We start from the raw sequence: 12284 nt of genomic DNA, 5'->3' as shown, positions 1-12284 counted from the left end.
CGAAAGGTCTCTGTGACCTGGGCGGGTTTACCCGGGGAAGGGTGCGTCCGCGAGGCGGGGCCGGGGAAGGACCTCCGCCGGCTTCCGGCCCAGCAGCAGGCCGGTCCTGGTGGCCTCGGCCATCACGGCGCGGACGTCGACGCACCACGGGCCGTCGGGCTTCAGTTCCACGAAAGCGCTCTCTCCCGGCTTGAGCACGAAATGCGGTTGGCCGTCGAGCGCGATGGAGCCTCCGGCGGCGGCGAGGTCGACCCGGACCCCGGCGTGCAGCACGCTCCAGCCCCGGACGCCCACCGCCCGGACGTCGCCGGGGGCGATCGGCGCCTGCACGACGTACGGCGTCTCGTCGACCGGCCCGAGCGAGACGGCGACACCGTCCACAGTGGACTTAGGGCTGGGGCACAGCCGCCCGGGGATACTCGACAGCCCGACCCCGTCCGGAACGGCGAACGTGCAGTACAGCTCGGTCAGCGACGCGGGATCCCACCGGCTCTCCGAACACACGCTGACGTCGTTCAGCGCGATCTCGCGCCGGGCCTTCGTGACGACTTCGAGCACGGTCGCGCGGTTGGTGACCAGGTCCGTGTCCACCTGATGGGTGGCCACCAGCCCGGCGGCGAGCCCGGCGACGGTGGACTCGTCGGCGCCTCCGGCGGGCAGCATCAGCAGCGGCACGTCGCCGCAGGCGGCCGCCGCCGCACGCATCATGGTCTCGTCGCCGAGGCAGATGAGCACGCTGGCACCCGCGTCCACCATCCGGCGGACGGTGCCGATGATCTTCCCCGCGTCGGTCCATACCATCACGCGGCCGACGCCGGCCACTCTCAGTGCCGAACGCAGGCCCTGGATGTCACGCTCCGAAGCGGGGTTCGCCACGATCCCCGCAACCGCTTCGCCCACATGTCCTCCGCTGCCACGCCAAGTCCCTACAAGGAAACGACGTCCGGGCCGCGAAAGAAAGGGTTGCACGAGGTTGCATCGCAAACCCACCACGGCGGGTGAGGGCGACCAGCAGCGCGAGTTCGAGGATCAGCAGGACCCGTTCGGCCAATCCGCTCACCGCGCGGGCGTCGACCAGGAACGTCGCGACGAAGACCACCAGGGCGGCCGACGCGGCGTAGGACAACCGTCGTGCCGTCCCGAGGACCAGCCCTGCCGGCGGCAACGCGGCGAAAGCGACGAGCGCGGCATGCCGGTGGATCGCGCCGTGCCAGGTCAATGGCTGGTCCATCGGCTCCTGCGGGAACACCGCGAGCACGCACAGCCCGACGCCGAACAGGGCCACGAGCCTGGCCGCCCACACCGCGCCGGACAGGCGGACGCCGCCCGCGATGGTCAGCGCGCCGAAGCCGACGGCCAGCATGGCGACCCCGACGAGCCGCGTGCCCTGGCCGACGTGGACGTACTCGCTGAAGGTGGTGGCGAGCGGATCGACCGCGCCGGCGTCGACGATCTCGACGTAGACCGCGATGACCACCCCCACGGCCAGCCACGCGAACGCGGACAGCCTGATCAGCCCTCTGATGTCGTTCATGAACCGAGCCTGACCTCGGGTCACCGTCGGGCACATCCCGCCCGGGCGAGCAGTCCGCGTCCCCTCGTGGGGGACTCCCGGTGTCCCCCACGAGGGGATGTGCCCGGTCCGCGGCGTCGTTAGCGTCGAGCCATGGACTCGTACGGCGGCTCCCTGGGGTGGGCGCTCCTCACCGGACGCGACGCCGATCTGGAACCGCCGTCGGCCTGGTGGCGCGGCCCGGTCTGGGTGAAGACACTCCTCGCCGGATCCGCGCTCGCGGTGCTGGCCGGCCTGACCTACGGCACTTGGGCGCGTTACCTCGGCGGCACCAATGCGCCGCTGGTCTTCTTCCTGCTGATCCTGCAGATCGTGCCGCCGTTGCTGGTCGTCAGGCGCCCGCTGACCGCCGTCCGGGTGGCGGCGGCGGGGGTGGTCAGCGCGATCATCGCGGTCCTTTTCCCCGCCGAACCCCCGCTGTTCGGCCCGACCCTGTCGGACTGGCCGTTGCAGGTCCACGTCCTGCCGTATCTCCCGGTGCTCGCGATGACGCTCGCCCGCACGAAACCCGGGCAGGGCAGAGGAATCTCGATCATCGCCGTGACGCTGGCCGTCGGGGTCGGCATCGCGCAGCTACCGCGCGCGGGCACGAAGACCTTGGTGTGGTCGCTGATCGTGGTGGCCGCGACCATCGCGGCCGGATACGGGATGCAGCAACGCCGCCGGGCGCTGGAGCAGGCCGACGCGGCCGAGCGCACGACGGTCGAGGAGCGGGCGAAACGGACTTCGTTGCAGGAACGCGCGTTGATCGCCAGGGAACTGCACGACATCATCGGCCATCACCTTTCCCTGATCGCGCTGCGGACCGACAGCGCGCGCTACCGCGTCCCGGACGTGTCCGAGGCCGCGGAGGAGGAGTTCCGCGCCATCGGGGTCGCGGCGCGGGAAGCGCTCGACGAGGCCCGGCGGCTGGTCGGCGTACTGCGCGACACGGAGGCCGAGCCCGAGCACGAACCGCAGCCAGGGCTCGCGGAGGTGCCGTCGCTGATCGACGGGTGCCGGGCCTCCGGGATCGGGATCCGCGCGGAGATCTCCGGCGGGGACGACGTTCCCGCCATGATCGAACTCGCCGCGTACCGCATTCTCCAGGAGGCGCTGAGCAACGCGGCACGGCACAGCCCGGGGGCGGAAGTGGACGTCGAGGTGCGGCGGGAACCCGACGGGCTCGAGATCCTCGTCGAGAACGGGCCGCCGACACGGCCTGCCGCGCCCTCGGCCGGCGACGGCACCGGCCTCGCCGGGATCGCCGAACGCGTTACGCTGATCGGCGGTTCCTACGCGGCAGGACCGCGGGCAGACGGCGGTTTCCGCGTGGCCGTCAAGCTGGCTCTCCCGGGGGTGGACGACGCGTGACGACCGTTTTCATCGTCGACGACCAGGCCTTGGTGCGGGAGAGCTTCGCCGGCCTGCTGAACGCGCAACCGGGGCTGGACGTGGTGGGCCAGGCAGGCGACGGAATCGCGGCGCTCGCGAGCCTCGCCGCGCTGGCCGCGCCACCGGACGTCGTCCTGATGGACATCCGGATGCCGGTGATGGACGGTCTCGAAGCGACCAGGCGGCTGCTCGAAGGCGACGGCGAGAAGCCGAAAGTGCTCGTCCTGACGACGTTCCATCTGGACGACTACGTCTACGAGGCGCTGCGGGCGGGCGCGAGCGGGTTCCTGTTGAAGGACGCGCCGTCGGCGGAACTGATCAACGCCATCGAAGTCGTCGCCGCCGGTGACGCGTTGCTCTCCCCCGCGGTCACGAAGCGGCTCATCGCGAACTTCGTGGCGAGCGCACCGGTTCCGCGGCCGTCCCCGGCCAGGTTCGACGTGCTCACCGAACGCGAACGGGAAGTGCTGCGCTTGATCGCGAAAGGACGGTCCAATCCGGAGATCGCCGCGGATCTGGTGCTCTCGGCACAGACCATCAAGACCTACGTCGGCCGGATACTGGCGAAACTCGGGTTACGGGACCGGGCGCAGGCGATCGTGCTCGCCTACGAGGCGGGACTCGTCTCCCCCACCTGACGGTCGGCGTGCCTCGTCAGGACACGGACCCCGAGCGGGACGAGCGCCAGGCCGAGGGCCACCGCGGTGAAGACGCTCAGGAGCACACTTTCCTTGAGCACCCCCATCCAGAGCGTGCACGGCCAGAGGAATAGCAGTGCCCGTGCGATACCGAAGGTGCCTGCCCGGAACGCCCCGATGGCCAGCAGCAGCCCGCCGGCGTATTGGCCGACCGACGCGGTGACCGGGATCCGCCACAATCCGTAGGACAGGTCGACGTAGTCGTCCATCACCAGCTTCGTCGCGTGGTCCAGGCCGAGCTTGTCGACGAGCTCGAAGGCCGTCAGCTCGACGCCGGCGAAGTAGACCCGTGCGAACAAACCGAACGCGAGCAGCAGGAATCCCCACGCGGCCAACGCCGGTGCCTTCGCCGCGACGGTTTTCGCCAGCATCAGGAAAGCCGGCAGCAGGAGGACCGCTCCGAGCAGGAAGAGCGAGTACGCGGCCGTCACGAAGCCCGGGTTCGCGGCGTACGCAGCGAGCTGTCCAGGCGCGGCGAAGGGCTGCTGGTCGAACCAAGCGACTTGCTCCGGCGTGAAGTCCTTGAGCACCAGATGCCGCAGCAACAGGCCCGCGCACCACACGAGCGGGGCGAGAATCAGTGCCACTCCGCCGATCCATCGGCCGGTTTTGCCGTTCATGGCGGAAGCGTCGCCGATCGGGGCCGCGCGGGGCAGCGGGCGAAGGTCAGGCGAGAGCCTCGACTTTCGTCAGGTTCGAGGGCGGCGGGTGAGCCTGGATGGACGACACGCGTGACTGGATGGACGACACGCGTGATCCGACGGACGGCACCCGGAAAAAGCAGCAGGGCCGCCTCCCCGAGGGGAAGACGGCCCTGCTTGGAAAGCTTGGATCAGATCACGGTGACCGAGGTGGCCTGCGGACCCTTCGCGCCCTGCCCGATCTCGAACTCCACGCGGGCGTTCTCCTCGAGGGTACGGAAGCCGTTGCCCTTGATCTCGCTGTAGTGCACGAAGACGTCGCCGCCGCCGTTGTCGGGAGTGATGAAGCCGAACCCCTTCTCGGAGTTGAACCACTTCACAGTGCCCTGAGTCATAAAATCTCCATATGCAACACAAACAAACAGGAAGCCACGTCGGCAGCCCGGGTCATGACCAGACGGTTTGCTTCCCCGGAAACACGAGGAGACACTACGCCCGCTGAGTTCTGCGAGCGTGAACCAACACGAACACAAAAAACGAGACCTGAATCAGTAAAGCACACCTCACGGAGGCCGACAAGCGTCTTCACCCTGGTGTGCGCAGCCGCACTGTACCCTCTCCCGCCGGGGCCTCCGCCGCCCGGGCTATTCGCCGCTGGCGGCGCGCAGGGGTACCTCGGTGCCGAACGGCGAACGGCGCAACGCCTCCCGGTTCGTGGCCACGACGGCGATGTCGTGGGTCTCGGCGTCCGCGCTGAACAGCACCGGCACCACGCCGGAAACGGACTTGTCCTGTGGCTTCGTTTCGTCAGCCATGTTTTCTCCCAGTGTCAACACAACGCTCTAAGTACTGCGTGCCAACAACTTCACCGGTGATCGCTCCGGTCCATATCGGACCCTCGGTGTTGCGGCGATTGTGCCACGGCCGACCGACAAAATCCGGTCTCCGCGACCGAAAGTCGGCCGAGTCGTCACCGGTTTCCCACCCTTTGGAGCAGGTGAAGGCGGCCGCACAAGGGTTTCTGTGTATCCCCTGAGAAAAAGTACCGCCCGGTAGCCGGCGCGGCGGCCCCTACTGGCCTCCTTGCTGCGACCTCGCGGCGCCCAGCAGGCTCGTCAGCCGGATGTCCGGGGTCACCACGTCCGGATCCGTCCTGACGTCGATCACGCACGGCCGTTGCCGCACCAGCGCGCTCGCGATGATCGGCTCCAGCTCTTCACGATCGTCCACGGTGTACCCGGCGGCGCCGAGCCCGCGTGCCCACGACGCGAAGTCGGTGACGGGGACGGTGACGCCCGAGAGCCGGCCGTGCTTGCGCGCCTGGTGCACGGCGAGCGGGCCGTGCACTCCGTTCTGGAACACCAGCACGGTCACCGGGACGCGGTAGCGGACGGCGGTCTCGATCTCCTGCCCGGTCATGAGCGCGCCGCCGTCGCCAGCCATCGCGATCACCGTCCGGCGCGGTTCGGCGAGTTTCGCCGCGACCGCCGCGGGGACCGCGTAGCCCATGGCCGCGTTGCTCGGCCCGAGCTGGCTGCGCGGCGCGGTGAAACACCAATAGCGGTGCATGAACTGGGCGAAGTTGCCCGCGTCGCTGGTCACGATCGCATCCTCGGGCGCGAGTTTGCGCACCGCCCGGATGACGTCGGCGGGGTGGACGCGGGTGGCGCCGCTCGTGTCGGGCGGTGTCATGAAGGTGTGCACGGCGGCGTTCGCGGCCGACGCGCGCCGCTGCCGTGGTGAGGCGACGGTGCGCAGTTCGCGCAGGAAGGGCTCGACCTCGGAGTCGACCCGGAAGGTCAGCCCGCCGCGGCGGGCGGGCTCGATCCCCGTGCCGACCAGCACCAGCGTCTGCGACGGCGTGGGGTAGCGAAAGGACTGGGTGGTGACCTCGTCGAGCTGTGTACCCAGCGCGAGCACGAGGTCCGCACGCTCCAGCGCGTCCAGCTGCCGCGCGGGGATGCCGATGCCGAGGTGGCCGGCGTAGCGCGCGTGGTTCTCGGGGAAGGCATCCTGGCGGCGGAACGCGTTGTACACCGGCAACGCGAGCTCGTCGGCGACGGCGATCAGCTCGTCCCGCGCGGCGCGGGCCCGGCCGCCGACGATCACCACCGGGTAGCGGGCCTCGTCGACGAGTTGCGCGACCGCCTCGGCGGTCCGGCCGAGCGCACCGGTGGCGGGCGGCCGCACGGCGGCGACCGGTTTGGCCGAATCGAACGGGACACCCCAGAAGTCGGCGGGGACGGCGACGACGGTGGGCCCCGGCCGCCCTTCCCGGCAGCGGGTCAGCGCCTCGACCAGCAGACCGGGGACCTCGTCCGGCGATTCCGCGCGGCCGGTCCACTTGGCGATCGGCTCGAACATCGCGGTCAGATCGGCGGTGGGCAGCTCGCTCGTCGGGCCGGGATCCTGCGGTGGGTTCTCCAGGAGGACGACCATCGGGCTCTCGTCCTGGTACGCCGTGGAGACGCCGATCGCGAGGTTCGCCGCGCTCGGGCCGCGGCCGGCCAGCAGTACCGCGGGGTGCTCGGTCAGCTTGCCTTCGGCCTCGGCCATGAAGGCCGCGCCGGAGTCGTGCCTCGCCGAGACGAAGGTGATCGAGCGTTCGCGTTGCAGCGCGTCGAGCAGATCCAGGAAGGACTCACCCACCACCGCGTACACGCGGTGGATCTGCGCCTCGGTCAGGATCCGCACGGCCGTCTGGGCGACGGACGCTCCCGGTTGGTATCTAATGAGAAGAGCTTAGGCGGGCGGTGATCGGTGCCGTCAAGCGATCTTCCGATTCCGGCAACCCCGGAACGGCGGAATGTCCGAAATTCGGAACGTGTTCGAGCAAGGGAGCACGAAAACGTGACCTCAGCCACCGCCGGACGTGAAACAGTTTTCACTTACGGGGCGCCGGCCTTGAAATACGGCACCGGGTCGAGCGACGAGATCGGCTACGACCTCACCCAGTACGGCGCGCGCCGGGTGCTCGTCCTGACCGACGCGGGCGTCGCCGCGACGGGCTGGCCACAACGGATCGCCGAAGGTATCGAGACCTATGGCATCGAAGCCGTCGTCTTCGACGGCGTGCACGTCGAGCCGACCGACGTCAGCATGCGGAAGGCCGTCGACTTCGCCCGCGGGCAGGGCGAGTGGGACGCCTTCGTCGCCGTGGGTGGCGGGTCCGCCATCGACACCGCCAAGGCGGTGAATCTGTTGACCAGCAACGACGGCGACCTGATGGACTACGTCAACGCGCCGGTCGGCGGCGGCCGCGCGCCGAGCTCGCCGCTGAAACCGCTGGTCGCGGTGCCGACCACCACCGGGACGGGTTCGGAGAGCACCACGGTCTGCGTGCTGGACGTGTTGTCACTGCGGGTGAAGAGCGGCATCAGCCATCTCCGGATGCGGCCGAGTCTCGCCGTGGTCGACCCGCGGCTGACGGTCTCGCAGCCGCCGGAGGTGACCGCCGCGAGCGGGATGGACATCCTTTGCCACGCCGCGGAGAGCTACACGGCCAAGCCGTACACCGAGTTCGACCGGAAGCGCCCGGAGGACCGGGTCCCTTACTGTGGCTCGAATCCGCTGGCCGACATGTTCGCCGAGCAGTCGCTGCGGCTGCTGTCGTGGGCGCTGCCCGCGGCCGTGCGGGACGGCTCCGACATGAAGGCGCGCGAGGCGATGGCGCTCGCGGCGACGTTCGCCGGGCTCGGGTTCGGCAACGCCGGTGTGCACATCCCGCACGCCAACGCGTATCCGATCGCCGGACAGGTCCGTGACTTCCACCCGCCCGGGTATCCGGGCGACGAAGCCATGGTGCCGCACGGGATGGCGGTCTCGCTGACCGCGCCCGCGGCGTTCCGGTTCACCTTCGACGCCGCGCCGGACCGGCACATCCGGGTGGCCCGGTTGCTCGCGCCGGACTACGAATGGCCGGGTGATCTGCGTGACCACCTGCCCGCGGCGCTGGGGCAGATCATGCGGGAGATCGGGATCCCCAACGGGATCGGTGCCGTCGGCTACACCGAGTCCGATGTGGACTCGCTGGTTTCCGGCACGGTGAAACAACAACGGCTGCTGGCGACGGCGCCGCGCGAGGCTTCCGAAGCGGACCTCGCCGTCATCCTGCGGGAGTCGGTGACGCTGTGGTGAACGCCGAGTACCCGCACTGGCAGACGGTTCCGTTGCGGTGGAAGGACAACGACGTCTACGGGCACGTCAACAACGTCGTCCACTACTCGGTGATGGACACCGTGATCAACACGTGGCTGATCGAACGAGGCGGCCTGGACATCGAGACCGGTGCGGTCATCGGGCTGTGCGTGGAATCGCAGTGCAAGTACCACGCTTCGGTGTCGTTCCCGGGAGAACTCGAAGTCGGCTTGCGGGTGGGACACCTCGGCCGGTCCAGCGTGCGCTACGAGGTCGGGATGTACTCGAAGGAGACGATGATCGCGGAGGGCCACTTCGTGCACGTCTTCGTCGATCGCGAGTCCAGGCGGCCGGTCCCCGTCGAAGGTCTACTCCGGAGCGCGCTGGAAGAACTGCGCACTGGGCTGGGGTAGCCGCGGCGACCACGCGTGCATGAGCTGGGCGTAGCGCGTGGACCGGTCCATGAGTTCGAGATGGGTGCCCAGCGCGGTCTCCTTGCCGTCCATCACCAGGACCCGGTCCGCGCGCAACGCCGACGACAGCCGGTGCGCGATCACCACCAGCACCCCGCCCCGCTCGGCGAACGCCCGTTCCGCGCGGGCTTCGGCGGGCGGGTCGAGGTGCGACGTCGCCTCGTCGAGGATGACGACGCCCGCTTCGCTCGCGTAGACGCGGGCGAGCGCGATCAACTGTGCCTCTCCGGCGGACAGCGTGCCGTGCCCGATCTCGCCGTCGAGCCCGCCCAGTCGCGTGACCAGCGGTTCCGCGCCGACGGCCGCCACCGCCGCCAGGAGTTCGCGGTCCATCGCGGTCTGCGCGAACAGGCCGACGTTGTCCCGCACCGACCCCGCGAAGACGTAGGCCTCCTGCGGGATCAGCGCGACCATCCGGTGCCTCAGCGCCGCCGGGACCTCCCGGACCGGCACCCCGCCGAGCAGCACCCGGCCACCCTGCGGTTCGAGCATTCCGGTCAGGAGCCCGGCCAAGGTCGACTTGCCGATACCGCTCGGCCCCACGACCGCGAGCCGCTCGCCGGGCCGCAGGTGCAGGTCGAGCCCACGCACCACCGGCTGCGCCGCCGCGCCCCAGCTGAAGGTCAGGTCGCGCACGTAGATCGCGGTCCCGTCGGGTTCGGCCGTGCCGTCGGGCTCGGGTTCGGCCTCGGCGGTCTCCGCGAGCCGCCGCAGCGCGACGATCAGCCGCAGCACCACGGTGCTCGCGGTCGCGGCCAGCCCGCGCAACGCCGGCTGCATCGTCGTCGCGAGGTAGACGAGCGCGCCGAGCGCGGCGCCGGCCGTGAGCACCCCGTCCCTGACCATGCCCGGCGCCACCAGCAACGCCAGGAGCAGCGGCACGAACCCGCCGGTCGCGATCACCACGGTCCTGGCCGCCCCGGACCGCGCCACCCGCACGGCCGCCGCGGCCTGCGTGTCGATGGCGTCGTAGAGCTCCAGTGCGGCCAGTGGTTCCGCGCCGCAGGCTACGACGTCGCGCATCCCGGACAACGACGCGCCCGCGACCTCGGCGGTCCGCTCGTCGGCCAGCGCCAGCGCGCGCTGACGGCGGGCGAGCGACGGGAGCAGGCAGGCGAACACGCCGACCGCGACCACCACCGGGATCGCGACGATCAGCGCGAGCGAACCGGCGACGGTGAACAGCCCGGCCAGCGCCGCCACCGTCGTCACGATCATCCCGCGCGCCTGCACCAGCAGGCCGGCCGTGGCGTCGCGGACGACTTCGACGTGCTGGGTGATGCGGGCGACGCCGCTGGCGTCCGGCTGATTGCGCGGCGGCGCCGGATCGTGCAGGACCCCGCGCACGACGGCCGTCACCAGCGCGTCGCGCAGCGGCTCGACGACCTTGCCGAGCTGATGCCACACCAGCCGTGAACCGAACGCGCCGATCACGGCGACCAGCCCGAAGATCGCGAGCCAACGCAGTCCGGTGCCTGGCCGACCCGCGGCAAACCCCTCGTCGACCGCGAGTTCGACCAGGCGACCGGACAAGAACGCGGGCGCGCTTTCCAGTACGGAGCAGGCCAGCAGGACCAGCCCGCCGCGCCACTGCCCGGCCAGTGCCGAGCGGTAGAGCCCCCAGACGCTCATTGCGCACCCTCGGTGAAGACGGCTTGATAAGCCGGATTCCGCCACAGCTCGTCATGCGCGCCGACCGCGCGGACGCGGCCGTCCTCCAGCCACACCACCGTGTCCGCCCGCGACGCGGTGGCCGCGCGATGGGTCACCACCACCCGGGTCCGGCCGGGGAGCGTGCGTTCGATCGCCTCCTCGACCGCGGCTTCGGTGACCGTGTCGAGGCTGGCGGTGGCATCGTCGAGGATGAGCACCCGGGGCGCGTGCGCGATCGCGCGCGCCAGCCCGATCCGCTGCGCCTCCCCGCCGGACAGCGGGGTCTCCGAAAGCGGCGTCCGGTACCCGTCCGGCAGCCGGACGATCAGGTCGTCGACCTGGGCGGACCGGCAGGCGGCGCGCACGGCGGCCTCACCGGCCCACGAGCCGTAGCCGACGGCGTCACCGATGGTCGCCCCGAGCAGCGCGGGCCGCTCGAAGGCGAATCCCACGACCGCGCGGAGTTCGTTCGGCCGCAGCCGCTCCAGCGGGCGGCCGTCGAGCAGCGCCGCTCCTTCGTCCGGGGTGAGCAGTCCGCCGAGGACGTTGACCAGCGCGGACTTCCCCGCCCCGGAGCGCCCGACGACCGCGGTGAACCGGCCGCCCGGCACGAGCAGGTCGACGTCACGCAAGGCGCCGTCGACGGTGACGCCGCGCAGTTCGAGCGTGCCCCGGCCGGGGACGACACCGAGTTCGCCAGGTTCGGGGACCGGCGAGTCCAGCACCTCGTTGATCCGCCGCGCGCACGACCGCGCGCGGGAAAGTGTGGTGAGCAAGGGGATCTGGGTGATCAGGCCCATGCCGAGCGCGACGTAGCCGAGCGCCGCGAGGACCTGGCCGACGGTCAGCCTGCCTTCCAGCACACCGAAACCGGCGGCGGCGAGCACCGCGATTTCCGCCGCGGGCAGCAGCAGCCCGGAACGCCACACCATCCTGGCCTGCGTCCGCCACATCCCGCGGCCGGCGAGGCTCAGTTTCGGCAGCGGCCGCAAGACCCGCTCGGCCTCGCGGTCGGCGGTGCCCGACGCGGCGATCGTGCGGAGGCCGGCGACGGCGTCGACCATCCTCGCCGCGAGTTCGCCGGACACCTCCTGATAGGTCAGGACGTCGTCCGCGGTGTTCCTCAGATGGGTGCGCGCGAGCATCAGGCCGAACGGGATGCTGCCGAGGAAGACGAGCGCGAGCCGCCAGTCCATCAGCGCGAGCAGGACGACAGCCCCGCCGGAGATCAGGGTGGTCGACCCGAGCTGGACGACGACCGAGGCGACCAGTCCCGCGCCGGTGCAGTCACCGGTGAGCCTGCTGATCGCGTCGCCGTCGGCGAAGGTCGATCGGGTGCCGAGCGCGAGGTAGCGGTCGGCGAGTTTCCGGCGCAGCCAGGCGGTCGCGGACGCGGTCATCCGTGCGGTGAGGATGCCGCCGATCAGGCCGACGGCGATTTCGGTGACCCCGAGGACGATCAGCCAGGAGACCTCGGGAAGGCTGTGCCGCCCGGCCACCACGGCGTCCACCGCGGCGGCGAGCGCGCCGGGCAGCAGCAGTCCCGCCGCCGTCCCGGCGAGCGCGCTGAGGATCAGCGCGATCAGGCGGGGGCGATCGAGCAGGGTCACGGTGACCAGCAGGCGATCGGCCGAACCCGCCATCCCACTCCTTACAACGTGATCCCAACGAGATGAACCAGACGGCAAAATGAAGGCGCGGGAGCGGCGCACTTGGCCTGTGCCGCTCCCGCGCC

12 protein-coding genes are annotated in these 12284 nt (G+C 70.7%); 4 read left to right on the top strand and 8 right to left on the bottom strand.

Annotation, left to right across the window (positions count from 1 at the left end; all coding sequences use genetic code 11):
- Positions 1 to 27: 27 nt before the first annotated feature.
- Both ACZ3HL_RS18885 and ACZ3HL_RS18880 read right to left on the bottom strand, forming a co-directional pair.
- Entirely contained in the window at positions 28 to 900 is an 873-nt protein-coding gene (locus ACZ3HL_RS18885; RefSeq protein ID WP_465415853.1) for an ATP-NAD kinase, read from the bottom strand.
- Positions 851 to 1534, bottom strand: coding sequence for a DUF998 domain-containing protein (locus ACZ3HL_RS18880; protein WP_465415856.1), 684 nt, complete (start codon positions 1532 to 1534; stop codon positions 851 to 853). Before ACZ3HL_RS18880 ends, ACZ3HL_RS18885 begins: the two co-directional genes overlap by 50 nt.
- Before the next feature lie 132 nt (positions 1535 to 1666).
- Between ACZ3HL_RS18880 and ACZ3HL_RS18875 the strand changes: the two genes are divergently transcribed.
- Positions 1667 to 2926: a sensor histidine kinase gene (locus tag ACZ3HL_RS18875; RefSeq protein ID WP_465532528.1), complete on the top strand. Its 1260-nt coding sequence runs from the start codon at positions 1667 to 1669 to the stop codon at positions 2924 to 2926.
- Complete coding sequence (locus tag ACZ3HL_RS18870) at positions 2923 to 3585, top strand: response regulator (protein WP_465532526.1); 663 nt, start codon at positions 2923 to 2925, stop codon at positions 3583 to 3585. The genes ACZ3HL_RS18875 and ACZ3HL_RS18870 overlap by 4 nt, the downstream gene beginning before the upstream one ends.
- Here the strand turns inward: ACZ3HL_RS18870 and ACZ3HL_RS18865 are convergent.
- From ACZ3HL_RS18865 to ACZ3HL_RS18850, 4 genes are all read right to left on the bottom strand, one after another.
- Entirely contained in the window at positions 3555 to 4265 is a 711-nt protein-coding gene (locus ACZ3HL_RS18865) for a hypothetical protein (RefSeq protein WP_465532524.1), read from the bottom strand. The genes ACZ3HL_RS18870 and ACZ3HL_RS18865 overlap by 31 nt on opposite strands.
- Positions 4266 to 4477: 212 nt before the next feature.
- Positions 4478 to 4681: a cold-shock protein gene (locus ACZ3HL_RS18860; RefSeq protein WP_005163378.1), complete on the bottom strand. Its 204-nt coding sequence runs from the start codon at positions 4679 to 4681 to the stop codon at positions 4478 to 4480.
- A 249-nt stretch (positions 4682 to 4930) separates the two neighbouring features.
- Positions 4931 to 5101: a hypothetical protein gene (locus ACZ3HL_RS18855; RefSeq protein ID WP_192747631.1), complete on the bottom strand. Its 171-nt coding sequence runs from the start codon at positions 5099 to 5101 to the stop codon at positions 4931 to 4933.
- Positions 5102 to 5357: 256 nt separating this feature from the next.
- The gene (locus ACZ3HL_RS18850) at positions 5358 to 7019 is read right to left on the bottom strand and encodes a thiamine pyrophosphate-binding protein (RefSeq protein WP_465532785.1); all 1662 of its coding nucleotides are present in this window, start codon (positions 7017 to 7019) and stop codon (positions 5358 to 5360) included.
- Between the two features lie 171 nt (positions 7020 to 7190).
- Here ACZ3HL_RS18850 and ACZ3HL_RS18845 point away from each other — a divergent pair, with 171 nt between their 5' ends.
- Together ACZ3HL_RS18845 and ACZ3HL_RS18840 are read left to right on the top strand one after the other, a co-directional pair.
- Positions 7191 to 8423 carry a hydroxyacid-oxoacid transhydrogenase gene (locus ACZ3HL_RS18845; protein ID WP_465532522.1) on the top strand — a complete coding sequence of 411 codons (1233 nt, stop codon included), beginning with the start codon at positions 7191 to 7193 and terminating at the stop codon, positions 8421 to 8423.
- Positions 8417 to 8836, top strand: a complete 420-nt coding sequence (locus ACZ3HL_RS18840) for an acyl-CoA thioesterase (protein WP_465532520.1) — start codon at positions 8417 to 8419, stop codon at positions 8834 to 8836. The genes ACZ3HL_RS18845 and ACZ3HL_RS18840 overlap by 7 nt, the downstream gene beginning before the upstream one ends.
- On the opposite strand, the gene ACZ3HL_RS18835 is transcribed toward ACZ3HL_RS18840, so the two are convergent.
- Both ACZ3HL_RS18835 and ACZ3HL_RS18830 read right to left on the bottom strand, forming a co-directional pair.
- A complete protein-coding gene (locus ACZ3HL_RS18835) occupies positions 8792 to 10528 on the bottom strand; it encodes an ATP-binding cassette domain-containing protein (protein ID WP_465532518.1) in 1737 nt (578 codons plus the stop codon). The two genes, ACZ3HL_RS18840 and ACZ3HL_RS18835, sit on opposite strands and share 45 nt — an antisense overlap.
- Positions 10525 to 12192: an ABC transporter ATP-binding protein gene (locus ACZ3HL_RS18830; RefSeq protein ID WP_465532516.1), complete on the bottom strand. Its 1668-nt coding sequence runs from the start codon at positions 12190 to 12192 to the stop codon at positions 10525 to 10527. The genes ACZ3HL_RS18835 and ACZ3HL_RS18830 overlap by 4 nt, the downstream gene beginning before the upstream one ends.
- Between the last annotated feature and the right edge of the window lie 92 nt (positions 12193 to 12284).

It is taken from the genome of Amycolatopsis sp. NPDC000009, from assembly GCF_055563465.1.
The sequence above is the reverse complement of the archived record's forward strand: the minus strand, read 5'-3'. Positions and strand labels throughout refer to the sequence as shown.